General features: G+C 51.5%; 24 protein-coding genes. 12 read left to right on the top strand and 12 right to left on the bottom strand.

Annotated elements, in window-relative coordinates; all coding sequences use genetic code 11:
• Positions 1 to 40: 40 nt before the first annotated feature.
• Positions 41 to 1,282 (top strand): argininosuccinate synthase, encoded by a 1,242-nt coding sequence (locus BLR00_RS06530; RefSeq protein ID WP_074631640.1) that lies wholly within the window; start codon positions 41 to 43, stop codon positions 1,280 to 1,282.
• 71 nt (positions 1,283 to 1,353) lie between these two features.
• Positions 1,354 to 1,839, top strand: a complete 486-nt coding sequence (locus tag BLR00_RS06535) for a YajQ family cyclic di-GMP-binding protein (RefSeq protein WP_074631641.1) — start codon at positions 1,354 to 1,356, stop codon at positions 1,837 to 1,839.
• A 32-nt stretch (positions 1,840 to 1,871) separates the two neighbouring features.
• On the opposite strand, the gene BLR00_RS06540 is transcribed toward BLR00_RS06535, so the two are convergent.
• From BLR00_RS06540 to BLR00_RS06565, 6 genes are all read right to left on the bottom strand, one after another.
• A complete protein-coding gene (locus BLR00_RS06540) occupies positions 1,872 to 2,573 on the bottom strand; it encodes a type 1 glutamine amidotransferase (RefSeq protein WP_074631642.1) in 702 nt (233 codons plus the stop codon).
• A 126-nt stretch (positions 2,574 to 2,699) separates the two neighbouring features.
• Positions 2,700 to 3,221 carry a FecR domain-containing protein gene (locus BLR00_RS06545; protein WP_074631643.1) on the bottom strand — a complete coding sequence of 174 codons (522 nt, stop codon included), beginning with the start codon at positions 3,219 to 3,221 and terminating at the stop codon, positions 2,700 to 2,702.
• A gap of 104 nt (positions 3,222 to 3,325) precedes the next feature.
• The gene (locus tag BLR00_RS06550) at positions 3,326 to 3,745 is read right to left on the bottom strand and encodes an ExbD/TolR family protein (protein WP_074631644.1); all 420 of its coding nucleotides are present in this window, start codon (positions 3,743 to 3,745) and stop codon (positions 3,326 to 3,328) included.
• Positions 3,745 to 4,497 carry a MotA/TolQ/ExbB proton channel family protein gene (locus BLR00_RS06555; RefSeq protein WP_074631645.1) on the bottom strand — a complete coding sequence of 251 codons (753 nt, stop codon included), beginning with the start codon at positions 4,495 to 4,497 and terminating at the stop codon, positions 3,745 to 3,747. Before BLR00_RS06555 ends, BLR00_RS06550 begins: the two co-directional genes overlap by 1 nt.
• Positions 4,498 to 4,501: 4 nt before the next feature.
• The gene (locus tag BLR00_RS06560; RefSeq protein ID WP_074631646.1) at positions 4,502 to 5,149 is read right to left on the bottom strand and encodes an energy transducer TonB; all 648 of its coding nucleotides are present in this window, start codon (positions 5,147 to 5,149) and stop codon (positions 4,502 to 4,504) included.
• Positions 5,150 to 5,153: 4 nt separating this feature from the next.
• On the bottom strand, positions 5,154 to 5,732 hold the full coding sequence (locus BLR00_RS06565) for a TlpA family protein disulfide reductase (protein ID WP_256324071.1): 579 nt from the start codon (positions 5,730 to 5,732) through the stop codon (positions 5,154 to 5,156).
• Between the two features lie 463 nt (positions 5,733 to 6,195).
• Between BLR00_RS06565 and BLR00_RS06570 the strand changes: the two genes are divergently transcribed.
• The 4 genes from BLR00_RS06570 to BLR00_RS06585 are packed head-to-tail and all read left to right on the top strand — an operon-like array spanning position 6,196 to position 7,955.
• Entirely contained in the window at positions 6,196 to 6,765 is a 570-nt protein-coding gene (locus BLR00_RS06570; protein ID WP_074634172.1) for an RNA polymerase sigma factor, read from the top strand.
• Positions 6,762 to 7,130 carry a DUF3619 family protein gene (locus BLR00_RS06575; protein ID WP_074631647.1) on the top strand — a complete coding sequence of 123 codons (369 nt, stop codon included), beginning with the start codon at positions 6,762 to 6,764 and terminating at the stop codon, positions 7,128 to 7,130. Before BLR00_RS06570 ends, BLR00_RS06575 begins: the two co-directional genes overlap by 4 nt.
• Before the next feature lie 20 nt (positions 7,131 to 7,150).
• Positions 7,151 to 7,504 (top strand): DUF3106 domain-containing protein, encoded by a 354-nt coding sequence (locus BLR00_RS06580; protein WP_081346660.1) that lies wholly within the window; start codon positions 7,151 to 7,153, stop codon positions 7,502 to 7,504.
• 28 nt (positions 7,505 to 7,532) lie between these two features.
• On the top strand, positions 7,533 to 7,955 hold the full coding sequence (locus BLR00_RS06585) for an RDD family protein (RefSeq protein WP_074631649.1): 423 nt from the start codon (positions 7,533 to 7,535) through the stop codon (positions 7,953 to 7,955).
• An 88-nt stretch (positions 7,956 to 8,043) separates the two neighbouring features.
• Here BLR00_RS06585 and tldD read toward each other — a convergent pair whose 3' ends face one another.
• The 3 genes from tldD to BLR00_RS06600 all read right to left on the bottom strand — a co-directional run bounded on the left by tldD (position 8,044) and on the right by BLR00_RS06600 (position 14,763).
• The gene (tldD, locus tag BLR00_RS06590) at positions 8,044 to 9,504 is read right to left on the bottom strand and encodes a metalloprotease TldD (protein ID WP_074634173.1); all 1,461 of its coding nucleotides are present in this window, start codon (positions 9,502 to 9,504) and stop codon (positions 8,044 to 8,046) included.
• 37 nt (positions 9,505 to 9,541) lie between these two features.
• Entirely contained in the window at positions 9,542 to 10,405 is an 864-nt protein-coding gene (locus BLR00_RS06595; protein WP_074631650.1) for a carbon-nitrogen hydrolase family protein, read from the bottom strand.
• Between the two features lie 554 nt (positions 10,406 to 10,959).
• Positions 10,960 to 14,763, bottom strand: coding sequence for a YhdP family protein (locus tag BLR00_RS06600; protein WP_256324072.1), 3,804 nt, complete (start codon positions 14,761 to 14,763; stop codon positions 10,960 to 10,962).
• 323 nt (positions 14,764 to 15,086) lie between these two features.
• On the opposite strand from BLR00_RS06600, the gene glnE reads away from it, so the two are divergent.
• From glnE to BLR00_RS06625, 5 genes are all read left to right on the top strand, one after another.
• Positions 15,087 to 17,879, top strand: coding sequence for a bifunctional [glutamate--ammonia ligase]-adenylyl-L-tyrosine phosphorylase/[glutamate--ammonia-ligase] adenylyltransferase (gene glnE / locus BLR00_RS06605; RefSeq protein ID WP_074631652.1), 2,793 nt, complete (start codon positions 15,087 to 15,089; stop codon positions 17,877 to 17,879).
• 131 nt (positions 17,880 to 18,010) lie between these two features.
• Positions 18,011 to 18,931 (top strand): branched-chain amino acid transaminase, encoded by a 921-nt coding sequence (locus tag BLR00_RS06610; RefSeq protein ID WP_074631653.1) that lies wholly within the window; start codon positions 18,011 to 18,013, stop codon positions 18,929 to 18,931.
• Positions 18,932 to 18,985: 54 nt separating this feature from the next.
• Positions 18,986 to 19,192, top strand: a complete 207-nt coding sequence (locus BLR00_RS06615; protein ID WP_074634174.1) for a zinc-finger domain-containing protein — start codon at positions 18,986 to 18,988, stop codon at positions 19,190 to 19,192.
• Between the two features lie 26 nt (positions 19,193 to 19,218).
• On the top strand, positions 19,219 to 20,595 hold the full coding sequence (locus tag BLR00_RS06620) for a phosphomannomutase/phosphoglucomutase (protein ID WP_074631654.1): 1,377 nt from the start codon (positions 19,219 to 19,221) through the stop codon (positions 20,593 to 20,595).
• A 247-nt stretch (positions 20,596 to 20,842) separates the two neighbouring features.
• On the top strand, positions 20,843 to 21,559 hold the full coding sequence (locus BLR00_RS06625) for a DUF3313 domain-containing protein (protein WP_074631655.1): 717 nt from the start codon (positions 20,843 to 20,845) through the stop codon (positions 21,557 to 21,559).
• A 100-nt stretch (positions 21,560 to 21,659) separates the two neighbouring features.
• Here BLR00_RS06625 and BLR00_RS06630 read toward each other — a convergent pair whose 3' ends face one another.
• Positions 21,660 to 22,130 carry a hypothetical protein gene (locus BLR00_RS06630; protein WP_074631656.1) on the bottom strand — a complete coding sequence of 157 codons (471 nt, stop codon included), beginning with the start codon at positions 22,128 to 22,130 and terminating at the stop codon, positions 21,660 to 21,662.
• Between the two features lie 70 nt (positions 22,131 to 22,200).
• Positions 22,201 to 23,262 carry a hypothetical protein gene (locus tag BLR00_RS06635; RefSeq protein ID WP_074631657.1) on the bottom strand — a complete coding sequence of 354 codons (1,062 nt, stop codon included), beginning with the start codon at positions 23,260 to 23,262 and terminating at the stop codon, positions 22,201 to 22,203.
• A 252-nt stretch (positions 23,263 to 23,514) separates the two neighbouring features.
• Between BLR00_RS06635 and BLR00_RS06640 the strand changes: the two genes are divergently transcribed.
• Positions 23,515 to 24,078 (top strand): lipid-binding SYLF domain-containing protein, encoded by a 564-nt coding sequence (locus BLR00_RS06640; RefSeq protein WP_074631658.1) that lies wholly within the window; start codon positions 23,515 to 23,517, stop codon positions 24,076 to 24,078.
• 137 nt (positions 24,079 to 24,215) lie between these two features.
• On the opposite strand, the gene BLR00_RS06645 is transcribed toward BLR00_RS06640, so the two are convergent.
• Complete coding sequence (locus BLR00_RS06645; protein ID WP_218124309.1) at positions 24,216 to 25,529, bottom strand: hypothetical protein; 1,314 nt, start codon at positions 25,527 to 25,529, stop codon at positions 24,216 to 24,218.
• Between the last annotated feature and the right edge of the window lie 3 nt (positions 25,530 to 25,532).

Here is a 25,532-nt window from a genome sequence, read left to right on the forward strand (position 1 = left end):
ATTGCGAACAATTCCGAGTGTTTTTATCAATGAGTCAAGCATGAAAAAAATTAAGAACGGTGGTGCACCCAAAGTTAACAAGGTCGTTTTAGCCTTTTCTGGCGGACTTGATACCTCGGTGATTTTGAAATGGCTGCAAGATACCTACCAGTGTGAAATTGTTACTTTCACTGCGGACATCGGCCAAGGGGGGGAAGTAGAGCCTGCGCGCGCAAAGGCAAAACAGCTGGGAGTGAAGGAAATTTTCATCGACGATCTGCGCGAGGAATTCGTGCGCGATTTTGTTTTTCCCATGTTCCGCGCCAACACCGTTTATGAGGGAGAATACCTGCTCGGTACCAGTATTGCCCGCCCGCTGATTGCCAAGCGGCAAATTGAAATTGCGCGTAAAACCGGAGCAGACGCAGTTTCGCATGGTGCAACGGGCAAGGGTAACGACCAGGTGCGCTTCGAACTCGGCTACTACGCGCTCCAACCCGATATCCGCGTGATCGCGCCATGGCGTGAATGGGATCTTACCTCCCGGGAGAAGCTTCTGAACTATGCGGAACAGCATGGCATCCCGGTGGAAATGAAGAAAAAGGGTGGCTCTCCTTACAGTATGGACGCCAATCTGCTGCATATCTCCTATGAGGGCCGTATTCTGGAAGATCCTGCACAGGAGCCGGAAGAATCGATGTGGCGTTGGAGCGTCTCGCCAGAGAAGGCGCCCGGCGAGGCGGAATACCTCGATCTGGAGTTCAAGCAAGGCGATATCATCGCCTTGAATGGGAAAAAGCTCTCTCCCGCGCGCGTGCTCGCCAAACTCAATCAATTAGGCGGCAAGCATGGGATCGGACGCCTGGATCTGGTCGAAAACCGCTATGTCGGCATGAAATCCCGCGGCTGTTACGAGACCCCCGGCGGTACTATAATGCTGCGTGCTCATCGCGCCATTGAATCCATTACCCTCGACCGGGAGGTGGCGCATTTGAAGGATGAGTTGATGCCACGTTATGCTGCCCTGATTTACAACGGCTACTGGTGGAGTCCGGAGCGCAGAATGGTGCAAACCATGATTGACGCATCCCAAAGCCATGTAAACGGCTGGGTGCGAGTGAAACTCTACAAAGGTAATGTGATCGTGGTTGGACGAGACTCCAAAACGGACTCATTGTTTGATCCACGCATTGCCACCTTCGAGGAAGATAAGGGCGCCTACAACCAGGCCGATGCGGCGGGATTCATCAAGTTGAATGCGCTACGCATGCGTATTGCGGAAAATTTGAAAAGAAGAAAATAATTAGCGGCTTACGATTTGGCTTTGCCTTCGGGGTCAAGCATGCTGCCATGGGTAATTGAAGGAGTGCGTTGGTGCCGTCATTCGACATTGTTTCAGAAGTAGACAAACAGGAAATCAGAAACGCGATTGACCAGGTGAATAAGGAGGTCGGCACGCGTTTTGATTTCAAGGGGTCCGATGCGCGTGTGGAGCAGACGGACTATACGCTTACTATTTATGCTGATGATGAATTCAAGCTGGGCCAGGTACTGGACATTCTGATGGCCAAGCTCGCGAAGCGCGGTGTCGACGTGCGCTGCCTGGACAAGGGGGAGGTAGAAAAAGTCAGCGGCAATAAAGCTAAACAGCAAGTCACGGTTAAAACCGGGGTGGAAAGCGATCTGGCAAAAAAGATTATCAGGCTTATCAAGGACAGCAAACTCAAGGTACAGGGCAGCATCCAAGGTGAGGCAGTGCGTATTTCAGGCGCGAAGCGCGATACCTTGCAAGAAGCAATACAACTAATAAAGAAGTCGATCACGGAATTTCCGCTGCAATTTCAGAATTTCCGTGAATAACTTACAAGTTTATTCTGCACCAGAATAGTTTGCTATATCAGGCTGGAAATCCATTTTCCGTATAAGCGATGGGCGATCTGATTGAGTGCTGACACCCGGTTGAGCAGATCCGTTTGTATAGCCGCTGCCGATTGCACCGCCGGTCCGGAACTGCCGGCAATTTCGTCAGCACCTATTTCGCACCAGGCTTTTACCATGTCTTCAGTCATTTCGACATGGCACTGCATTCCCAAGTGCATATTCAACGCGAATGCCTGATTTTTGCAATAGGGGCTGGAAAGCAGGCAAGTCGCGCCGTCGGGAAGTGTAAAGGTTTCACCATGCCAGTGGAACGACTCGAATCTGGATGCTTCTCCGAACCATTCGCGGGCAACAGCATTATCCGCGACGCTGACCTCGCCCCAGCCGATTTCCTTGACTGGGCTTTTGCTTACCGTGCCGCCCAGTGCCTTTGACATCAATTGTCCGCCAAGACAGTGGCCCAATACTGGGATATCGTTCGCTACCGCTTGCTGGATGAGTGCAAGTACCGGTGCAATCCAGGGTAGATCGTCGTTCACGCTCATGGGACCACCCATGAACACCAGTCCACGGAACTGATTTGTATTCACCGGAAGCGTCTCATTGGCGTCGATCTTTACGAGCCGCCATGGAATGGAATGTGAATCAAGGAACATAGTGAAATACCCCGGACCTTCAGTGGGGAATTGCCTGAAGATGGCAACGGGTTTCATGGGAGTGCGCTCGTTCGTTATCCGCTGTGATACATGTGTAAAGAAAGTGACGGTTGAACCGCCAGGAAAAAAATACGGTGACGGAGTACTGCTGGTTTTTCATCAGGCAGTGCGGCAGCACATCTGCTACCGGCGGGGACGCCATGGTGCGATATCTGCTTCAGCGATGACCCTTTGTCCGGTAACGTTCGTATTATTGAAATCTGCTCGTTCATGAGCGCCAACCAGGTACTTTCCCGTCTCCACCTGAATCTCGACCTGTCCGCTCGCGACGGCGACGCTACCGCCATCCATTCGCTTGCTGACACTAAAGCGCGTGCCGATATCTTTTATATAGGTGGTGCCTACCTTTACCTGCAGTTTGCCGACGTCATGACCCTTGACGTCGAAATAAGCGTTGCCCCGCAGCAATTCGACGCGAGGAGGTTCAGTGTTGGTGATTGTTACGGTGCTGTCGGCATCCAGGCTGATATCGATATCTGGCGTCGCAGCGAAGGTCATGCGCTCTCCCGGCACAGTTTCATGCAAGCGCGTTGCGGTGGGTTTGGCGATAAGCCATGACACAAGGCCCAGAAATAGGGCCGCGGCGACAATTGAAAGATTTATCAGAAAGCGGCGCCAACCGCGAAACCGCATTACGGCAGGCATAGAGTCATGGCCGCCGAGGCCGCAAATTGCTTGCCAGGAATCAGATAGACAACGATCGAATTTTCAGCAAGCGATGTTCCGATTCTAGCCATGCCTAGCGGTTGCTACTGTAGTGACGGATCGGTAACAAATCCGATTCGTACCAGTCCGGCTTTCGCCGCAATAGACATAACCTTTGCCACATACTCGTAGTGAACATGTTTGTCGGCACGTATGTGGAGTTCGACATTGGGGTCTTGTTTTGCCGTTGCGGCGAAACGCGGTGCGAGCTGATCCATCGTCACGGGTTCACCATTCCAATAGAGGCTTGCATCGTCGCGAAGACCAAATTCGATATGCTCCGGTTTAGTGATATTCGGACTACTCGATGCCTTGGGCAGATCTACTTTAACCGAATGTGTAAGCAATGGCGCGGTAATGATAAAGATTACCAGCAGTACCAGCATTACATCCACCAGCGGCACGACATTAATCTCGGTCATTGGTGTCTGGCGGCTACCGCCATTCATGCTGCCAAATGCCATTACAACCTCCTTTCACTGGGGGTAATCATGGGGGCAACTACGCGCAGTTGACGCTCATCCCCTGCGGAGCTATTCGTTTTGGCTCCAACGGCGATCAATACGAACAAATCATGCGCGAAGGCATCAAGACGCGCCAGCCATATCCGGTTGCGCCGCACAAATGTATTGTAGGCCAATACCGCCGGAATCGCCACAGCCAGTCCCAGCGCCGTCATGATTAACGCCTCGCCCACCGGACCGGCTACTTTGTCCAGGGTACCCTGACCGGAAAGTCCGATTTGCACCAACGCGTGGTAAATGCCCCATACTGTGCCGAATAACCCGATATAGGGAGCTGCCGAACCCGCCGAGGCAATCACCGTGAGACCGTTCTCGACGCGGGTCGCTTCCTGATCAAGGCCATTGCGCAGTACGCGTGTAATGAACTCGCTTGCTCCGCCCGCTGCAGCCAGTTTCTGCAAGCCGTGTTTTTCGGAGTCAACCGCGGCATTCATCGCAAGCTGCGCAAGTTGGGCAAATGCATTATTGTCGGAGCCTTCTTTCAAGGTCGAGTTTACCTCTTGCAATGAACTGGCGCTCCAGAAGCGCTTGAGAAAAGCGTCAGCGTGCCGTCCCGTCAGATAGTTGGAAATACTCTTGGTGAGTATGAGGTACCAGCTTGCCACCGAAAGTGCCAGCAGTAGTACCAGTACGCTGATACCGACGCCATCTACCTGGGCGAGAAAGTTTGAGAATCCGAGTCCTTGTTCCATTAGATCAATCTCCTTGCAGTACAAAGTTAAAGGGTTGCAGCGCAATGGCTCTTACCGGCTGGCCATTACGCTGGGGCGGCGTACAGCGCCAGGTCTTTACTGCAGCCAGGGCGGCCTCATCCAGACGTTTGAAACCGCTGCTATTGATGATCTGCGCCACACTAATGCGACCGATCTCATCCAGCTCGACCCGTAGCACCAGTTTTCCTTCTTCGCCAAGCCGGCGTGAAAGAGATGGGTAGGCAGGTGCATTCAATTCCGGGCATGCGACCGATAGCTCCGAGGAAAGCGTGACCGGGCCGGCCGCCATCTGCGGACGGGGCGCTACGGCTACCGGTTCCGGAACTGGCTCCGGCTCTGGTTCTGGCGCAGTGGGCGGCGCCACCGGCTCGCTGGGGGACAATACCGGCGCTTCCGCTACCAATTGGCGTGATTGCGGCGGTTTCTTTACCGGTTGAGGCTTGGGTGGGGGCGGCTCGGCCTTGGGCTCTTCCTTCGGCCTGGTTGCCGGAATAAAATTAACGATCAGCGTCGCTAATTGCTCCGGTGGGGGAATCAACTGCTGCTTAAACAGAAAATACAATAACGCACCATGCGCGGCAAGAACAAACATCAGGCCGGGTAAAAAGGCAGGATTTTGCTTGATTATCATGCGTTCAATGCCCGGAGCCAGTCACGGCATTGCGAGCTATCCAGTCCTCAAAAAACTTCTTGCTGACCAGACCAGTCTTGGCTTCACGTTGATGCTTTCGATCGTAAAAATACGTACGCGGCACTTCGCCATACCAGCGGCGATCAATTTCAAAACGCAAGCGCTCTGGCATGTCCTCCGCAAAAACCCATTGCTCGGCCTTGTTCATTCCATAGCTTTCCGTTCGCGCGATAAGCTGTGGTGCATCACTCACTGAGTCAGTGGCAATGAGAACGACATCCAGTGCCGGGTGGCTGCGCTTGAGTTCACTCAGCATCTTCAATTCAGTTGGACAATATTGACAATCAAGCGACCAGAACACGAGGATGAAAGGCTTATCTTCGCGAGCGCCAAGAACTTTCTCAAGACTTCCCAGTGTGAATGGACGAACGCTTTCAGCTGCACCGCTAGCGTTCATGAAAGTGAGCGCCAATACGAGAAGCAACCCCCCCATCATGGGGCGATGCGGGGTGCGGGCCATGACGCCTAAACCGCCGGTTCGCAACGAGCAGATAACGATTATGGACTTGAAGATATTGAACATTAAGTAATGTAAATCTAATTAAGAATCAGTCGCACTCATAATATTTTACCACTTAATTTGCAATTGATGCGCAGCATGCAGGGTATTGAGAATATTTTTGTTGCATTACAAGTCTGTTCGTCGGCAGTTCTCAATTAAACCGGGAAAGGGAATAATAGGCGTGAGATTCGCGTACCACAATGCGGCAAATTGTCGCAGTTAGAATCGGTTAAATTATGATGACAATTTGGGACTGAAATTCCCTTGGTCAGATCTTCGCTATTTCATATATCCGGACAGCTATGCTTTCCATCATTGAACGGAATCAACCAAAGTTGATTCAAACAGTTTGCAGTGCTGATTAATTAGTGTTCGGCCTCTTCTTTAGTAAATTCTTTCGGAAACCAGAAAAAATTTGCTAACATTATTGGCGGTATATGTTGTTTTTCTACCATTTTTTTCATCTACTTATAGGCAAATTGTCCTGGCTACTCAACAGGAATTTTCAAATTTTCTGGCCGAAGTCGAGCGACGCGCCTATAAACAGGCACTATTTGCGGTACGCGACGAACATGTGGCGCTGGATATTGTCCAGGACTCCATGACGAAGCTCATTGAGAAGTATGCCGCCAAGCCAACAGAAGAGCTTCCGCTTCTGTTTCAGCGTATCCTGCAAAATACCATACGGGATTTTTACCGGCGGCAGAAAACACGCTCCTTGTGGACTACACTTTTCTCATCTTTCACACCTAAACAGGAAAAGGATGATGAAGACTATGACTTCCTGGAAACTTTGCGGGTAAAAGGAAAGTCGGATTTTGATGATCCTCATGCGCAATTGGAGCAAGCGCAACTTGTCAGTTTGATTGAGAAAGCCATTGAAACCCTTCCGGCGCGTCAACGGGAAGCCTTCCTGCTGCGTTACTGGGAGGAAATGGATGTTACGGAAACCGCAACGATTATGGGGTGCTCTGAAGGAAGCGTGAAAACTCATTGCTCGCGTGCAACTCATGCTCTTGCTACTATATTAAGAAAAGAAGGAATTGATCTATGAATGAACCGGAGTTGGGGAGAAAAGTTACGCGGCTGCTGGATCATGGTCTGCATGATATCAAGCAGAGCACGGTGAATCAGCTGCAATCGGCACGCAGAGCCGCTCTCGAGAATTATCATATGGCCGAGGAAATCGTCACGGCCGGTCACGGTGTTTCCGCACGAGGCGGACATGACTCGCACGTTAAAACGAGAAAATTGCTATCCTTGGTAACTTTGCTATTCGCTCTTTTAAGTGTGATCTATTGGCAGACGCTACAGCAGAGCGATGAAAACGAGGAAATTGACATAATGTTGCTAGTTGATGACCTCCCAATCAACGCCTATCTCAACGACGAGTTTGATGCATGGCTAGATCGCCCCTAGCGGTAGCGTTCTGGCTATGCATGTCGCTTTCAGCTCCTGCACTATCTGAATCCAGTCAGCCTGTCTGGAATGGATTGAATCCTCAGCAGCGGGAAGTTCTCGCTCCGCTTGCGCAAGAGTGGGATAGTATGGACGCCACAAAAAAAAAGAAATGGCTGGGCATTGCTAAACGCTATCCAGGAATGACGCCTGCAGAGCAGCATCGCACGCAGTTGCAGATGCGCGATTGGTATTCGCTGACCCCTGAGCAGCGTGAGCTGGTGCGTGAAAAGTACAAAACAATCAAAAAGCTGCCACCCGACAAGCGCCAGGAAATAAAGCAGAAATGGCGAGATTATGAGCAGATTCCCGAAGATCAGCGAGGCGGCAAATAGCCTGCTTAGCGCGTTATTCTGGTAATAAATGAAAATTTCCGCACCTGGATTCTGGCGGCGGCTGGTGAGTATGATTTATGAGTCGCTGCTCTTGCTCGCGATTCTGCTTATCGCTGGCTTCGTTTTTCATCTTATCTTTCGCGACACCGGTTCCATTTTTTTCAGACCCGCATTTCAGCTTTATCTGCTGCTGGTGGCAGGCACTTATTTTTCCTGGTACTGGACCCATGGTGGGCAAACGCTGCCCATGCAAACCTGGAAATTTCGTGTTATCAGCGCTGATGGTAATCAGCTTTCGTTAAAGCAGGCGATTGCACGCTATTTATTTGCGGTGATCGGTATTTTTTTCTTTGGTTGCGGAATACTCTGGGCATTATTTGACCGTAATCATCAGTTTCTGCATGACAGGCTGGCAGGTACCCAAATCGTAAAATTGGAGGATAGCGTATGAATTCGAGGCCACCTCTGATAAGCGGGGCCATCTTTGAATCTCACGCGTGTCAGACAGCATGCTCCACGGAGACTTATTTCGGTTACCCTTAGGCGGTACCGCCTACTGTCAGGCCATCTATACGTAGTGTTGGCTGACCTACTCCTACCGGTACACTTTGCCCTTCCTTTCCACAGGTGCCCACGCCGGGATCGAGCGCCATGTCATTGCCTATCATTGAAACTCGCGTAAGCACATCGGGGCCATTACCGATCAAAGTCGCGCCTTTCACCGGATAAGAAATTTTTCCATCTTCGATCATATAGGCTTCCGCAGCGGAGAAGACAAATTTTCCGCTCGTGATATCCACTTGTCCACCGCCGAAATTCACCGCATACAGACCATGCTTCACTGAAGCAATAATCTCCTCGGGGCTTTTGTCGCCGTTCAGCATATAGGTATTTGTCATGCGTGGCATGGGGATGTGGGCGAATGATTCGCGCCGCCCATTGCCTGTGACAGGTACATTCATCAGCCGCGCATTCAGGCTGTCCTGCAAGTAGCCCTTGAGTATTCCGTTCTCGATCAGCATGGTGCATTGAGTGGGGTTTCCCTCATCATCGATATTCAGCGACCCGCGCCGCCGCGCAATCGTGCCGTCGTCCACCACAGTCACGCCGGTGGCTGCGACGCGTTCGCCGATCCGGCCGGAAAATGCCGAACTGCCCTTGCGGTTAAAGTCGCCTTCCAATCCATGCCCGATGGCCTCATGCAGCAATATTCCCGGCCAGCCTGCGCCAAGTACCACCGTCATGGTTCCGGCAGGAGCGGGTTTTGCAGCCAGATTAATGAGGGCCTGATGCACCGCCTTCGCCGCATAATCCCGCAGTACGTCATCAGTGAAATAAGCGTAGTCGAAGCGTCCGCCCCCACCGGCCATGCCTTGTTCGCGATTGCCATTTTCCTCGGCAATGACTTGTAACGAGATTCTTACCAGGGGCCGCACATCCGCCGCCACAACGCCATCACTGCGCGCTACCAGTACCACTTCATATTCTCCGCCAAGAGATGCCATGACCTGAATAACACGCTTGTCAATGGCGCGGGCATAACCCTCAAGCTTTTCGAGCAACGCCACCTTGTCCGTATCTTTAAGGCTTGCGATTGGATCCTGAGGCAGATAAAGCTCTCGTCCTACGCTGCGTCTGACTGCCTGCACCGATTGTGTCGTCCCCTGCCGGGCAATGGCACGGGTAGCCTGTGCCGCCGAGGCAAGCGCGGGCATACTGATGTCGTCAGAGTAGGCAAACGCGGTTTTATCACCGCTCACCGCGCGTACGCCCACGCCCTGATCGATGCTGAAACTGCCTGACTTGACGATGCCTTCTTCCAAAGCCCAGCCCTCCGCGCGGCTATACTGGAAATACAGGTCGGCGTAGTCGACATGATGCGCAAGCATTTGCCCAAACACCTGCTGTAATCCGGCTGTATCGATCTCGTGGGGAGCGAGAAGACAACTGTTGGCAGTGGCGAAGAGATCATTGGGCTGGGTGACGGTTTCTGTGATCATGGCGTGTCCCGGGTCAGGAAAAATCATCGGTGAGAGATTAGCAGTGATATAGAGTGCGGTGTTTCAATGCGGGGAGACTATTGCGCAGGCTTGCCTGATATTCTCGATTGATATTTGCAATGACTACGCCCGATCCGCGAGGGAGGCGATCAAGCACGACTCCCCATGGATCAACAATCATGGTGTCACCGTGCGTTTCCCGGCCATTAACATGATAGCCTCCCTGAGCGGGCGCAACAACATAGGCAAGATTTTCAATGGCGCGGGCACGAATTAATGTTTCCCAATGCGCCTTGCCGGTGGTTGCAGTGAAAGCTGCCGGGGCAAAAATGATGTCCACCTTTCCCATTGAACGATAAAGCTCCGGAAAGCGCAGATCATAGCAAATGGAAAGACCGATGCGGCCGAACGGTGACTCCAGGGCAACCACTCCGCAACCCGCCTCGATAGTTTCCTCCTCGGCATAGCGTTCATTGCCAAGTTCAAGACCGAATAGGTGTATTTTGTCATAACGTGCCACTTGCTTGCCTTTGTCGTCATAAACCAGGCAACTGTTCCGTACCTTGTCGGGCCTGGAGGACGCCAATGGTACGGAACCGCCTACCAGCCACATACCGAGGCGTTTAGCGGTCTGGCTCAGAAATTCCTGTATCGGCCCATGATTATCCTGCTCGCGCGCCGCGACTTTATCGGCATCCTGCATTCCCATAATACAAAAGTATTCCGGCAATGCCGCCAGTTTTGCTCCCTGGGAGGCGGCCATATCAAGCAGTCGCGCAGCTTCCTCCAGATTGCCGGATACATTGGGCCCTGCCGCCATCTGAATGGCGGCAATGCGAATAGAACCATCGTGTGCTTTTCCCGGCGCGGATGCAGTACGAATGGCTAGATTATCGAGCATTATTTACGTACCTGATTTCCATGAGCGGCAAAAATAAGTCCTCGCGTTATTCGAACGCCAGCCGGATCAACCGCGGAATCGCTGCGGTCATATATTCCGGTACTCGCACAGCGTAAGATGCGGTTGCAGCATGTAAGCCGCACTTAACCAAGCTTCCATCCCTTTGAAGAGGGCAGCACCTGTGATGAATCCAACCGTAAGAAACAGAGTAACTCAAAAGAATGTCTTAATAAACCCTTTAAGCGCAATACCGTTGACACGCGAGGCCTGTATTTTGCGATTGGAGGTTCGCAGTATGAGTCATTTTACCAATTCGTGTTGATGATAAAGGGGATTTCAAATCCGCACTGGTAGCAATTTCGCCCCGGAGGATGAAAGAAGATGAGGTGACACAGCACATGTGCCTGGAACATAGGGCCAGGCTGGGCAATGCGTGAAAATTGAGGTTCCATACCAGACCGGTCCAAAAATTATCATAAGCGGCGTGAATAGCGTTGAAATCCAGCTTTCACCACAGCCTTTCGGTAAAATATTGAGCAGGAGCTGTTCTTGGCTTACTGCGGTATTCTGGTCATGATCGGATCCGCCCAGGTACCGGTTACGCTGTAATACCTGGATGGCGAGTTTTGCAATGCCTGGCTTACGATGCCAACTACCGGAGTGACTAATCCGAGTGAGGGTGTGACCGTCACGTGCAGCTTTTGTGTTTCCGCCTCCAGATTCAATTCCCCATCCATGATAACTCTTGCCGCGGGCCCTTCGATTCTGAGGTCGTCGGTAGCTGCCACCCCACGAATTATTTTAACATCGCCGGAAATCTCGTCGAAACCAAATCCTTCACTGAAGACGTCGTGAAAATCCAATGTTATTCTTCGAGGGAGTGCTCGCAGATCGAACATTCCGAACAGCCTGCCAATTCCCGGCTCAAATTTGGGAAATTGCCCACGTCTTGCTTTTATCTTAAAGCTGCCAGCCAATGTGGGATAGTCGATTGATTGCGGGCTGCCTTGCCACGACAATTCTCCTTCAAGCTTGCCGCTGCCGCGTTTCACGCGATCAGGATAGCCGAGATGCGCCAGAAGCTCGCCAATGTCGGATGCATTCAGTGTAATGGTGGTCTGTATGCGCGGTGGAGTGGCACGGCTTTGCCATATTCCCCGTGCCGTCAGGGAACCGTCTGAATTGATTATGTGCAGCTTCTCGATACGCCAACCCTGCTCCTGCTGACCGCCTATCAATTCCAGTTCGCCCAGGAGTTTCTCGCCGATAACAAAATTGTCCGCGGTCACATCAAGCGCAGGCGGGTTTTTTTCTCGATACTGCACTGCTGTTACCAGGTTCGGGTTGGCCGGTGAGTCAGCGGGTATTGTCAGTGCCCTCAAGCGCGCTACTATTTTGCCATTGCCCGTCAAGTCCCAGCTAACGCCACCTTTGATTTCCCTGCTTGTGACGGTGGAATGCCATAATTCATCTTCCTTGCTGGCGTTCAGTGTAATATCGTTGAGGCGCTTACCCAGAATGTCGAGTGTGCCGATATGAGCGTTGATTCTTGCAAGATTCAGAGGCGGCGCCGCCTCGTCACTACTGAATTGTTCGAGCAGATTTCGCCAACGGTCCAGATCCAGCCTCGGCAAGGTGCCAGTCAACGATATTCCCTTTCCTTCAGGTGATATGGCGGCTCTTGTACCGAAATTCACGACGCCACGCTCTACATGATATTTGCCTGTCTTATCTTGACTACGCCTGATCCTTGCAGTTGCCAGTCCGCCATAGCTAAAACTCAGGACATCTCCCTGTTCCGATACCCTTCTCTCAAAGCGAAGCAGCGTGCTATCCGTAGCAGCTTTGGAAAAAGGCTCAGGCAGTGTCGAAGTCATGCCCTGCAGCGATGATTCAATAGATATATTTACCAACTTGTTATGTATATGAACGGATGCTCGCCAATCAGTGGTGCCGCGCAGATGCCGTGTCCATACCTCGGCGGGATTCACGGCTCCGCTCGGCGAGAATTGATACAGGTTGCCCGGATTGACTTTTCCAATAGCGGACAGATGCATGCCCTCGCCAGGCGTGGTAGTGGAATTGACAGTTATGGGTCCACCAAGGAATTGGGCAGTAACGTTTTCTAACTTTATCTCGGAGCCGGAAAAAGCGAGAATACCGTTGATGTTACCGATGTTGGGTATGTGCGCACCAGGATTGATCTGGTTGTCGATGAACCGGTAGTTTCCGGTCAGCTTGATATCACCCTTGTTGTGCAGGGGAATATCAAGCTTAAACAATAATTTTCCATTTCCAGTAATGCTGACATCATCGGCGAAACTATTGGCTTGGTTGTCTACTACATATTTTGTGGCAAATTTCAGAAACTCACTCGTTGGGCCATTTGCCTCACCCTGGCTTTCCAGCATTGCATCGGATGCAGTCATGTCTGCAATTTGCAGCTTCACCTTGCTTAATTTCGCACCTGAGATACTTGCCTGCGAAGCGTCAAGTTTCATATCGTTGCCTTGAAACTGCAGATTCCCCGATATGTTCTCTATGCGCGGCCATCCCGGGATATGATCCAGCACCACTTCCGACACTTTCGTATGTAGCCGGAATATGCCGGTATTGCCACGAATGAAAGGAAAGTCGACCAGATCGCCCTTGAGATGCAGCCGCGCATCCAGAAATTCTCCCGCAACGATGGATTTGCCAAGCCAATCTTGGACGTAATGATTTGCCGTTATGGGCGTGTAATGCCGTAGATAGCCGGCATCCACACGGGTCACGTGGCCCGTCAGATCAACTACACCGGGTTTACCTGGAATGAAACGATAACTCCCATAGGCTACTCCGGCCGCATGGTGATTGGAGAAAGAAATGTTGTTGAACTTGAATGCGATGGAGTTTCCCTCGGGCAAAAATTTCCAGCTTGCCTGGCCGGTAAAGACATCCAGCACCAGCGGTTCATGGAATATATGGGGCAATTCGACCCTGACCTGTTGAGAATTAAGATTCAGAGTACCGCCTCGTTCCGTAATGTCGATATTTCCGGTAACACCGCTAAAGGCTGGCAGGCTTTCATGTTTTCTCATGCCCAGATTGGCAAACCCCCCTTTCGCACTGAAATAGACGGGTCTTTGCCATTCCCCATCCCATTTTGCCCGCATATGATGAATTTCTCCCCGAGGCGATACCCTGTCAATCTGCTCGCGCAGTGGTTGACCGATCGGCAAATACTCCATCAAATCCCCCAAAACTTTCAGATCCAGGTTTTCGACACTTAATCTTCCACCCCCGGATTTGGTGCCGCGAGGAGAAATCAGCCGCAGTGAGAAATTTACCGGCTGTAATTCTCCTTCGCCGCGAACCGTTGCATCCAGTCCGCGCACAAATAGTTCCATGCCCTCTTTCGTATCGTCATTGACCCTTTGCCAACCAATCCTGCCCCGCAAACGGATGAGATTCAACTCGGGCAAGTTCTCCGCCAGTTGCGTCTCAACATTATTCAGGTGCATGTCAGCCGTCAATTTTTTTATGTCTCCCCGGTCTACTTGAGTCCACATGCGCCACGCTCCAACGCCGCGGCTAAATTTTATTTCCTGGGGGAAGGGCAGCCAGACACGCAAGGCCGCCATATCGGCATGATCGATTTGCGCGAACAGTTGGCCCCGCCACTGTTCGGGAATGTTCAATGATTCACCGGTAAAATCGCCACGCATGTCCAGTTGTGCGGCAAGCTCGGCGGGGGGAGTGGCGCGGATGCCGAAGCGATGGCGATTTCCATGGTTTTCAAGGCGCAAGTTGACCAGCAACTCCAGCTCAGGGGCGCCGCGCAGGTCATCTTGCCAGAGGATGCTGGCGTTATGGATGATGACTTGCCGCTGACGCAGCAACCAATCAGAAAAACCATTTGCGTCGTCCGTCAGTTCACTGGTAAGCGCGAAGCCCGCCACATGGATCGCGCCCGAGGAGTCGCGGTGCACGATCAGGTCGGGTTGTTCGATTCCGATTTCGCGAAACCGCAATTCACCATGCAATAATGAGCGCCACGAAAGCGTGCCTTCCACTTGATGTAGCAATAATGAAATGTTGCCTGCTTTATCATGCACCTTGATGGTGCGCAGCATCATATGAGGGCGAAATCCATCCCAGTTCGCGCTGATTCCACCGAGGGTTATGTGCTGCCCGGAAGCTTGGCTGATGACGGAGGCGATAGTATCCCGGTAACGCTCAATGTCGGGTAGCAGCCAGTAGCGTAATGATAGCAGCAGGAAAGAGAAACCGATCGTCGCCACAATCAGCATCCACGTGAATAACCGGAATAGACGGCCACTCCCTCTTGCAAGAGGTAAAATTACCGATGGGTTCAATAAATAATTCCAGTTTTATATTCAGGCACGGTGTTTTTTTCGTATCCGGCGGGGGAAGATACAAAGCTTACTCAGTTGAAAGAATTAGCCCGGATGTTTCATAAATTCGCGTGTCTTCGCTGGCTTATTGTTTCATATGGAAATTTTATTCAGTCGAGCGTATGAATAGCCACGCCATCTTTTACAAAATCTCCCATCCGGTCTAGTAATTAACGAAGTAGATACGGTGACGCCATGCTTTGTTCAATCGTTCGGGCGAATTATGCCATGCTGCTGGATAGCTGCCATTTTGAAAAATTTATTGTAACTCCGAATCCTAAACTATGCATGCCGATCATTCCCACGAAAAAATAATTGAGTCTGTTTTACCCTACAGCCGTTATGTGCAGCGCTTGTTGGAAAGCGAGCCCGAGTTGCTGACGGAACTCAGACAAAATGTGCATCACTCTTTCTTCCGGGAAGAGATGCAGGCATTTCTGCATGCAAATCCCGATGCCGCAAATGATGAGACAGAACTAAACAGTACCTTGCGTAGCTTGCGTAAACGGGTAATGCTGCGCTTGGCGGTACGTGATCTGGGCGGACTGGCCGATCTTGCCGAAGTCATGACGTGCATGACCGATCTGGCGGAAACCACCATCGATTTCGCGCTGGGACGTCATCATGCGTGGTTAGCCGCTCCTGACCGTTACGGTCAACCCGGAAGTGCCGAGAGTGGAACTCCCCAGGAAATGCTGGTGATCGCCATGGGCAAGCTGGGTGGAGGCGAACTTAACGTTTCATCGGACGTGGATCTGATTTTCATTTATCCGGAAGATGGTGAGACCAACGGTATCCGGTGTATTTCCAATCAAGATTTTTTTGCTCGCGTGGGCCGCAAGCTGATTGCCAGTCTTAATGATATGACTTCCGACGGTTACGTTTTTCGGGTGGATATGCGGTTGCGCCCCTATGGAGAGAGTGGTCCCCTGGCAATGAGTTTTGCCATGCTGGAAGAATATCTCGTCACACAGGGACGCGAATGGGAGCGTTACGCCTGGATCAAGGGCCGGGTCATCGCAGAACCCTGCGCGCAAGGATCAGCCCTTGTGGAGCAGATAACGCGACCGTTCGTATTCCGGAAATACCTGGATTTCGGTGTCTACGAATCGATGCGCGATCTCCACTCGCAAATTCGTCAGGAGGTCAGCCGTCGCGAAATGCATGAAAATATCAAGCTGGGTCCAGGCGGTATTCGCGAGATCGAATTCATTGCACAGGTATTTCAACTGATTCGCGGCGGGCGTGACGCCGATCTGCGCGTTCGTCCCACACTTGCGGTATTGCAGCTTCTGCGGGAAAAACGCCAACTATCGGACAAAGCAGCCGAAGAACTTTCCGATGCCTATTGTTTTCTGCGTAATCTTGAGCATCGCTTGCAATACCTCGACGACCAGCAGACCCAGACGTTGCCGGAAAGTCCCGCCGATCAGGCGCTCATAGCGGTCACAATGGGTTTTCCTGGCTATGACGATTTTTTGCGGGAACTCGACAGTCATCGCCGCAATGTAACCGGCCACTTTGAGCAAATATTTGCGGCGCCACAGAAATCCCAAAAACTCGATACTCTCGGATGGCTGTGGCAGGAACAAGTGATGGAAGGGGCTGGAGCCCAAGCTGCCACAGCACAATTGGTTACGATGGGATTTTCCAGCCCGGAAAGAGTTCTCGGATGCTTGCAGGGGTTTCGTGCCAGCGCCCGTTACCGTCAATTGCCCAAAACCAGTAAAAAACGGGTCGATGCGCTTGTCCCCACCCTGATCGAGGTGGCTGCTAAATTCCCAACTGCGGACATTACCCTGGAACGTTTGTTATTGTTGCTTGAAAGCATAAGCCGGCGTGCCGCCTATCTCGCGCTATTACGGGAATATCCGCAGGCACTGGAGCGCGTAGCCAAGCTTGTCAGCGCAAGTCAATGGGCTGGCGAGTACCTGAGCCAGCACCCTATTTTGCTGGACGAACTGCTTAATCCCGCCGACTTCCAAAGCGTACCCGACTGGTCTCAGTCAAGCGTGAGGTTAACTCGGCAATTAAGCGACATTGGCGGTTCCGGGCATGACGATATCGAGCAGCAAATGGATGTGCTGCGGCATTTTCACCATGCCGAAGTATTCCGGTTGCTGGCCAAGGATGTGGAAGGGTTGCTGCCACTGGAAACATTGAGTGATCACCTGAGCGACCTGGCCGATTTGATACTCGATACCGTGTTACGCCTGGCCTGGTCAGGGTTGAGAAGGAAGCATCGGGATGCTCCGGCTTTTGGTATCGTCGGCTACGGCAAACTGGGTGGAAAAGAGCTGGGTTATGCATCTGATCTGGATATCATTTTTCTTTATGACGATCCGCACCCCGATGCACCGGAAATCTACGCCAGGTTATGCCAGCGTGTTAATTCCTGGCTTACCAGCTATACATCGGCCGGGTTATTGTATGAAACCGATTTGCGGCTGCGTCCCAACGGTGGCAGCGGCTTGCTGGTAAGTTCCCTCGACGCATTCGATCAGTATCAGCGAAATCAGGCTTGGGTGTGGGAACATCAGGCTTTGACAAGAGCACGTTTCGTGGCAGGAGATGCCCATGTGAGAGAGATTTTCGAGCATACCCGCAAAGCGGTCCTTTCCCAGCGGCGCGACTTGGCGAATCTTGCATGTGAGGTTTTGAGGATGCGTCAAAAAATGCTGGACGCCCATCCCAATTCAAGCGGATTGTTCGATATCAAACATGATTGCGGTGGCATTATTGATGTTGAGTTTATCGTGCAATATCTGGTCCTGGGCTATGCTTGCGACTATCCGGAATTGACGAACAATATCGGTAATATCGGACTGCTGAAACTTGCTGGCGAGCTTGGGCTTATTCACGTGGAAACGGGGGAAAGGGCGCTTCGGGCTTACCGGGAATTCCGGCGGGTACAGCATCGGTTAAGATTAAGCGGGGATTCGGGTCTTGGGGGTATCCCGTCAGCAGGTAACCAATCACAACAGTTTGCGCGTGTCGAATTGGATTATTTGAGGGATAACGTTGATGCGGTATTGCGTCTATGGGAAGAGGTATTTAAAACACAGCGTCATTCTTAAGCTCCGTAATTTCGTTATAGGGCTCGGAAATAAACGTAAAATCAGCGCTAACGCGGCCTCGGGTGTTTCATTTTTTCACATGAAAATGCGTTAGAATACCTGGATACGAAATTTTCCTTGGGAGTCTCTGCATGTCAATGGCTGACCGCGACGGCGTGATCTGGAGCGATGGTAAAATAATTCCGTGGCGCGATGCTACTACACATGTACTTACCCATACGCTGCACTATGGCTTGGGGGTATTCGAAGGCGTGCGTGCCTATCAGACACCCCAAGGTCCCGCAATTTTCCGTCTGCGGGAACATACCGACCGGTTATTCAATTCAGCACATATTTTCATGATGAAAATGCCCTATGACAAGGCAACGCTGATGCAAGCCCAATGCGATATGGTAAAGCAGAATAACCTGGAATCGTGCTATATCCGTCCGATCGCCTTTTACGGCTCGGAGGCCATGGGCATCTCCGCCAAGACGCTCTCCGTGCATGTGGCTGTCGCCGCCTGGCCGTGGGGTGCCTACCTGGGGGCGGATGGTCTGGAAAATGGCATTCGTGTCAAGACCTCATCATTCACGCGCCATCACGTTAACATCAATATGTGCCGTGCCAAGTCGGTTGCCACCTACGCTAACTCAATCCTGGCTCACCAGGAGGTCGTCAATGACGGGTATCATGAGGCCCTGCTACTGGATGTGGATGGTTATGTGGCGGAAGGATCCGGTGAAAATATATTCATCATCAAGCATGGCAAGCTCTACACGCCGGACATGACCTCCTGTCTGGAAGGTATTACGCGTGCATCTATCATAGAGCTGGCTGCGGAAATCGGAATCCCGGTGATTGAAAAGCGTATTACCCGTGATGAAGTTTATTGTGCTGATGAGGCATTTTTCACCGGCACCGCGGCTGAAGTTACACCGATTCGCGAGCTTGATAATCGCAGTATCGGTAACGGTGAGCGTGGCCCAATCACCGCCAGACTGCAAGCCATGTTTTTCGACTGTGTCAATGGAAAGACCGAGAAGCATGCCGCCTGGCTTACTTACGTCTGACTATGTCTGGTTACATCTGATTAATATCCAATGATCCATCCGAGAGAGCAGTCGATGCAGAATCAAGTTAACGATAGCAAACAGCGCCAAATCGAAGTCACTGCGGACGATCTGCCGCTGCATTGTCCCACGCCATCAATGCTATTATGGAACTCGCATCCGCGCGTGTTTTTACCAATAGAAGATACGGGTGAAGCGCTGTGCCCCTACTGCGGCACACGCTACACGCTCAAGGGCGGTGTGGTGGCGGGACACCACTGAGTGGAGCGTAGTTTCACGAAACTCCCATGCATAACCTTCCACACGAAATTTTTAAAGCCTATGATATTCGAGGTATCGTAGGTAAAACGCTGACGGCCGAAATCGTCGAAGCCGTCGGGCATGCTATTGGTTCCGAGGCACGCGTTCGTGGACTCACATCGGTAGCGGTAGGCCGGGATGGCAGATTATCAGGACCGGATCTTATGCTGGCGCTGGCGAGGGGTTTGCAGAAAAGCGGTGTTAACGTGGTCGATGTAGGGATGGTCGCCACCCCCATGCTGTACTTTGCAGCCCATACGCTGTGCGATTATTCCGGTGTAATGGTCACCGGCAGCCACAATCCACCCGACTATAATGGTTTGAAAATGGTACTGGGTGGTGAAACCCTGGCCGCTGAATCCATCCAGGCCCTGCGTTCACGTCTTGAAACCAATGATCTTATTCATGGAGAAGGCGAATACCGTAAGCATGACATTTCCGAAACCTATCTCCAGCGCATAATCGGCGATGTCAGGCTGACGCGCCCGATGAGAGTTGTCATCGATTGCGGCAACGGTGTAGCCGGTGCCTATGCGCCAACGTTGTATCGCGGACTGGGGTGCGAGGTAATCGAGCTGTTTTGCGAAGTGGATGGCGCATTTCCCAATCATCATCCTGATCCGTCCGTTCCCGAAAACCTGCGCGACCTGATTCAAGCGCTCAAAACCACCGGCGCGGAAATCGGACTTGCCTTCGACGGCGACGGCGATCGTGTCGGCGTGGTTACTAAAGACGGCAGCATTATTTATCCTGACCGCCAATTAATGCTGTTTGCCGCCGACGTGTTATCCAGAAATCCCGGCGCCCAGATTATTTTCGATGTGAAATGCACCCGCAATCTGGCGCCATGGATCGAGCGTCATGGCGGCAAGCCTGTCATGTGGAAAACGGGACATTCGTTCATCAAGGGCAAATTGAAAGAAACCGGCGCGCTGCTGGCGGGAGAGATGAGCGGCCATATTTTTTTCAAGGAGCGCTGGTATGGGTTCGACGATGGCCTCTATGCCGGTGCCCGTCTGCTGGAATTGCTCAGTTACCATGAGGACATCGACGCTGTCCTGCATGCCATCCCCGATGCGATCAGCACGCCGGAATTGCAGATCAGATTGAAAGAAGGCGAAAACTACGCCGTCATCGCGCAGTTACAGGAATCCGCTCGCTTCGATAACCCGGAGCGCATCATCACTACCGATGGACTGCGGGTGGAATACAAGGATGGTTTTGGTCTGGCTCGCTCATCCAATACCATGCCTGTGATCGTACTACGCTTTGAGGCGGACAACGAGGCAGCCTTGAAACGTATCCAGGATGATTTCCGCGCGGTCATTTTGCGGGCCAAACCGGATGCGGTACTCCCGTACTAGCCTTTGTCCAGCAATGGGTGCGGCAGGGGATGCGATTGCTAGTAATGTGTTTATACCTGAAGTGCTGCAACCGGCCTGACTCGGTACCGTTCGACTCCCCCCAACCGTGTGATGAAAATTCAATCGCGGAATTCTGGACTGAGAATCAGGGATAAATAATCAGATTGCTTTACCCGTGCAAGTTGCATAGAATCATTTTCACCGTGAGGGATAAATCACGGCGTAGACAATCTAATGGAGGCTACTCATGAATATGAATATGCAGCGATTGATGTTGGGCGGGCTATGCGCGGTGATGCTCACGGCATGCGCCACTTCCGAACAGGCTGGAGGGTTTGGAAAGGCGGAGCCAAGCGGGTTTTTGAAAGACTATTCAAAGCTGCGTACAGCGGCGAACGAAACCGAGGCGACGATGGTGTATTTCACGCCGGATAAGGCCAAGTTCAAATCTTATACGAAAGTCCTGCTGGAGCCGATTCAAGTTTATCGTGGGGAGAAATCGAGCGCCAAGGATCTTGACAAGGAAGACGCAGATTATTTGTCCCAATACCTCTGGTCACGCACCAATGAGGAATTGAGCAAGGATTACACCATGGTCCAGGAGCCAGGTCCGGGAGTAATAAGGATTCGTGTCGGGATCACGCAAGCCGGCAAGAATATTCCGGTGCTGGACAACGTCACTGCGGTGCATCCAGGCTCAATTCTGATGTCGAAAGGGAAAAAGCAGCTCACTGGCACGGAGGCCCTTGTCGGCAGCGCATCGGTTGAAGGGGAGGCGACAGACAGCCAGACTGGCGAATTACTGGCTGCTGCAGTTGATCGCCGCGGTGGCGGTAAATACGCCTGGAAATCATTGAAGTCATGGGAAGACGTCGAGCAGGCTTACGCTTATTGGGCAAAGAAGACGCGGTGGCGGTTTTGCGATATGCGGGGTGGCTCCGCATGCGAGCTGCCCAAGGAATAGCGATTTGTGGCCGTAGCCGGCACGTTTAATATACACCTGAAACTCAGCTGGGAAATTAGAATGCAAGACCCGCATCCGTCCGCTGCGGATGCGGGTCTTGCTATTTGCAGTTGCCGGTGCAGCGAATCACCTGTTCGGCACAAGTGATGGCATCAAACGGTCCTATTAGAGACTCATCAATCTCCGTGCCGGAGTGGGTCATCTCAGCATTGTTGCACTGGTACTGGGAGGTCACGTATCGGACCCCGGAAACCCACTGCACATCTGTACAATCGGGCTTGCCGACGCCAAAACGCATTCCGGCTTCGTAGGTGCCGCAGAGCATTCCACGGTGACGGACTGGTCCTTCGATGTGCCATTCTCCGCCGCGTTTCAACCAGGCGGTAAAGCCGAAGAAACGGAAATCCTTGCGTTGCAGTTCAAACCCTTCGACTTTGCCCTTGGCAAATTGTGCGGCGGCCTGTGACCGCCGCTCGGTCGCGTTGGCCTCTGCAATCCCGGTAGCGGATAGCACCGCGATCACCAGTGCGGATAGACTGAGGATCAATGACCCGTTATTAAATTGACTCATACGTCCCACCTGGTTTCGCCATGTGTTTCCGCAACAGGAGATTATATTTCGAGTCATCATAATGCTGGCCTTAGTAAGATTGAATTGAGGAACGCAGTCTCATCAGATTCTTGGTCATTTCCCCCTTCATCTGATCGCGGCCAATGCTATGCTTTAAGCTGCTGCCCATGCCGGCAACTTGATCAGTGGAAGTCCGGTGGCCGTAAAATATGATGGAGCCGTTACGGTAAGGCAGGCAGCCGACGATTAGTTGACTGGAGTTGTAGGAGTGCCCGACATAGAATTGCCGTGCGAGAATTACCGAACCAGTATCGGAAGTTTGCAGGATGCGGTGGCTGAGTATAGCCGTAGGCCGGTCCTCTACTTTCCGGTTAAGCCAATAAAATTGCTCTTCGACGCCGGAAGGCAATTTATTTGGATGATTCAGCCAAGCCTTGTACAGATCGGGGAAATAGCTTTCGAACAACTTGCTGCTGGCGGTCGCAGTTTGCAATTCCTTTGCCGGGCTAGCTTCAGCTCCGTCACGGGCGTAAGGTGCAATACCTGCCAGGCCCTCTTTGTGGTAAGCTTGCCAGCGCTGCAATAAAATCTCCCGGTAGTGTTGCGATGCCGCGGCCACCAAGGCGGCTTTATCAGCACTCGCTAATTTCTTCTTTAGCAATGCAAGACCTTGAATTTCCGCACTGGATAAATTAAACCGGTCACCCGCCTTGGCATTTAGCAGATCCCGGGCTTCGTCGCTCTGCTTAAATGTATAACCAAACCCTTTGAAATCATCGGCGACGGGATCCGGTCGCACTTGCCCCTGCGCAATGATATCGGGGTCGATTGTAGCCAACTTGCCGCTTTTGAAATAAGCAACAAGTTTCGCCGGTGGTGACGGCAGGTAAATGGCCAAGCCCATTGCGAGTTCTTTCTGAGTGGCCTCGCCAAGCTCCAGCGCAATGACGTCGCCTCCATCGAGCTTCGCAACCTGGTCCTGTTTAAGTGAGAGCGCGGTAATGACCTCCTTGGCCGTGGGCAGGGGAGCCGCGAAGGCCGCGACAGACGACAACAGCAGGGGCACCAGAAAAGAGCGGTAGCACGCAGCATGCGCCGGATATCCCTTTCGGGCATTAGCCAACTTATCCATTTATTTTCCCTATTAAGGTCGGTTTAAACTGTTAAGCATTTTTAGCCTCGATGAAGAACCGGTTGTCGAAGCAGGGGGGAGGGACAGCAATTATTCTATCTGTGAAATAATAAAAAACCAGTCGGCGTTACGCATCAGCGGGGCAAATCCTTGCAACCAATAGCTCATATGCTATGCTGCATATTACGGGGGATTGTGAAAAAATCCCGTCGTACTATCCGGGTGGTTGTTTAATTATAAGGAGATAAAGAAATGTTGAACAGAACTTTGTTAAGTGTATTACTGATGAGCCTGCTCGCCCTTACCGGTTGCCAATCCACGGGAAGTCCGCTGTCGGGTACCAAAGCGGAGATAGATCGTGGTGCTGACAGGGCATTGAATGACCTTTACGCATCCACTCCGGCTGCCAGAGCTCTTGCAGCGAAAGCGAAAGGCATATTGGTGTTTCCAACTATTCTCAAAGCCGGCTTCATAGGCGGCGCGCAATATGGAGGCGGCGGGGCCTTGCGTAAGAACGGCAAGACAGTTGCCTATTACAACACCGTGGCTGGTTCGTATGGTCTTCAAGCTGGCATACAGAAATTTGGCTACGCATTATTTTTTATGACTGATGATTCCCTCAAGTATCTTGACAAGTCCGGAGGCTTTGAAGTGGGGGTAGGCCCGAGTATCGTTCTCGTGGACGAAGGAATGGGCAGGAGTTTAACTACGAGCACCTTGCAAGATAGCATTTATGGATTCATTTTCGATCAAAAAGGGTTAATGGCTGGTTTAGGTTTGCAGGGTTCGAAAATCACGCGTATTTATCCAGATTAAGGATAGAGAAAGAATAGTCGCGAGTAGGCTGTGACTCACACATTGAAGCCTCAATAACCCCCAGCTTTAGCTGGGGGTTATTGAGTGAATGGGAGCAGTTATAGCGGTCTTGATCATTTGAGGCACCACGCTGTCATTTACTCGACTGTTTTTGTAAATTCACACTTTTGCGTAATAAGCGGCGATGTATTGGGATTGCCGATTCCCCTGGCAATCAGGGCAACAATACGATCATCTGTATCGTAACCCACGTGGGCGTACATTGGATTGGCAAGACCGCTGATACCGAAGGCATCGATAGTTTTGGCCACATTGATATTGACGTTAGTGATGCGTGGACATAGTCTGGAGTCAAGATATTTTTCACTAAACCCTGGAGGTATCCCGTAACTTAATAAGTCATTGGGATCACTAAAGGCAATAATGGATGTTTCACTGACTAAGCGCTGTTGATAATTAGGACCTTCAGGTTCGCAATATTCTGCTATCTGTCCGGTTACTTCGGGAAGCTCTCTGCCCAATTGCAGCATCGGCAGTTGATTGGACAGCATGAAAATAGGGATGCGCTTATTACGGAGTGCCTGGATCACCTTTTCAGACACGCCAATTTTTATGTTTTCCGCCGCACGGATTTTTTCCTGATTTGGCAGCATTCCAGCAATACGCTGCATGCCATCAATCGTGATACGGCTACCCAGGCTATGTGAAATAAAAATATAGTCATCATTGATCATATTATAGGTATCGGTATCGGTAGCATCGTCCAAGCCAAGGCATGGATGTTTACCGCTCTCGGGAATGTTTTTCCAGTCATGTTTTACCATCCAGCAGAATGATTGCGCGAACGCCGCCTGAATAGGCACTCTGCTTTTTCCCAAATAAATAAGTGGATCGGGGCCTGTATCATTGCTGAATTTCTTTAGCATGCTGTTCATGGTAGCTCTCCGAAACTCGTATTCTCCGGAATTATCGAAGGCCAGCAGCTTTTTCTCTTCTCGGGTAATTTCCGACCAGGTGAGCTCGTAAAATATAAATTCCTTGCCATTCTTCTCATTCAGCAGGCGCACTATGCGCAAATTGCCAAGATTCATGTCGGGGAACAATGGTGTCGTTATGGTGATATTTTTAGGAGCTCCCGAACGAACGTTCAGGTCCAACTCCTTGGCTAATTTTCCCAGAAATTGGGTGGTAAACCCTGGAATATGATCGCCTACGCCATGTACCATCAGAACCTTGGTTTTCCCCTGTTTTTTGGCCAGTCCCGGTTCAATACCTGAAAAGGGTTGGCCCCACACCTGACATAGGCGAGTATCCGCACTTTCGGATTTTTCTAGAATGGCTGCCGTCACGCCTTTACTGATACTGGCGCAACCGGATAAGAAAATGGAAATTAAGAGAAAGGAAATCAACCATAGAATTTTTATGGGTAGATAGTCAGCACGTGTCATCATGGT

The organism is Nitrosospira multiformis (assembly GCF_900103165.1).
Classification (GTDB): Bacteria; Pseudomonadota; Gammaproteobacteria; order Burkholderiales; family Nitrosomonadaceae; genus Nitrosospira; species Nitrosospira multiformis_D.

Excerpts from the sequence above, each read along its gene's own strand:
- BLR00_RS06530 (WP_074631640.1), top strand. The coding sequence starts at position 41 with ATGAAAAAAATTAAGAACGGTGGTGCACCCAAAGTTAACAAGGTCGTT.
- BLR00_RS06540 (WP_074631642.1), bottom strand. The coding sequence starts at position 2,573 with ATGAAACCCGTTGCCATCTTCAGGCAATTCCCCACTGAAGGTCCGGGG.
- BLR00_RS06545 (WP_074631643.1), bottom strand. The coding sequence starts at position 3,221 with ATGCCTGCCGTAATGCGGTTTCGCGGTTGGCGCCGCTTTCTGATAAAT.
- BLR00_RS06550 (WP_074631644.1), bottom strand. The coding sequence starts at position 3,745 with ATGGCATTTGGCAGCATGAATGGCGGTAGCCGCCAGACACCAATGACC.
- BLR00_RS06555 (WP_074631645.1), bottom strand. The coding sequence starts at position 4,497 with ATGGAACAAGGACTCGGATTCTCAAACTTTCTCGCCCAGGTAGATGGC.
- BLR00_RS06560 (WP_074631646.1), bottom strand. The coding sequence starts at position 5,149 with ATGATAATCAAGCAAAATCCTGCCTTTTTACCCGGCCTGATGTTTGTT.
- BLR00_RS06565 (WP_256324071.1), bottom strand. The coding sequence starts at position 5,732 with ATGTTCAATATCTTCAAGTCCATAATCGTTATCTGCTCGTTGCGAACC.
- BLR00_RS06575 (WP_074631647.1), top strand. The coding sequence starts at position 6,762 with ATGAATGAACCGGAGTTGGGGAGAAAAGTTACGCGGCTGCTGGATCAT.
- BLR00_RS06580 (WP_081346660.1), top strand. The coding sequence starts at position 7,151 with ATGTCGCTTTCAGCTCCTGCACTATCTGAATCCAGTCAGCCTGTCTGG.
- BLR00_RS06585 (WP_074631649.1), top strand. The coding sequence starts at position 7,533 with ATGAAAATTTCCGCACCTGGATTCTGGCGGCGGCTGGTGAGTATGATT.
- tldD (WP_074634173.1), bottom strand. The coding sequence starts at position 9,504 with ATGATCACAGAAACCGTCACCCAGCCCAATGATCTCTTCGCCACTGCC.
- BLR00_RS06595 (WP_074631650.1), bottom strand. The coding sequence starts at position 10,405 with ATGCTCGATAATCTAGCCATTCGTACTGCATCCGCGCCGGGAAAAGCA.
- glnE (WP_074631652.1), top strand. The coding sequence starts at position 15,087 with ATGCATGCCGATCATTCCCACGAAAAAATAATTGAGTCTGTTTTACCC.
- BLR00_RS06610 (WP_074631653.1), top strand. The coding sequence starts at position 18,011 with ATGTCAATGGCTGACCGCGACGGCGTGATCTGGAGCGATGGTAAAATA.
- BLR00_RS06615 (WP_074634174.1), top strand. The coding sequence starts at position 18,986 with ATGCAGAATCAAGTTAACGATAGCAAACAGCGCCAAATCGAAGTCACT.
- BLR00_RS06620 (WP_074631654.1), top strand. The coding sequence starts at position 19,219 with ATGCATAACCTTCCACACGAAATTTTTAAAGCCTATGATATTCGAGGT.
- BLR00_RS06625 (WP_074631655.1), top strand. The coding sequence starts at position 20,843 with ATGAATATGAATATGCAGCGATTGATGTTGGGCGGGCTATGCGCGGTG.
- BLR00_RS06630 (WP_074631656.1), bottom strand. The coding sequence starts at position 22,130 with ATGAGTCAATTTAATAACGGGTCATTGATCCTCAGTCTATCCGCACTG.
- BLR00_RS06635 (WP_074631657.1), bottom strand. The coding sequence starts at position 23,262 with ATGGATAAGTTGGCTAATGCCCGAAAGGGATATCCGGCGCATGCTGCG.
- BLR00_RS06640 (WP_074631658.1), top strand. The coding sequence starts at position 23,515 with ATGTTGAACAGAACTTTGTTAAGTGTATTACTGATGAGCCTGCTCGCC.
- BLR00_RS06645 (WP_218124309.1), bottom strand. The coding sequence starts at position 25,529 with ATGATGACACGTGCTGACTATCTACCCATAAAAATTCTATGGTTGATT.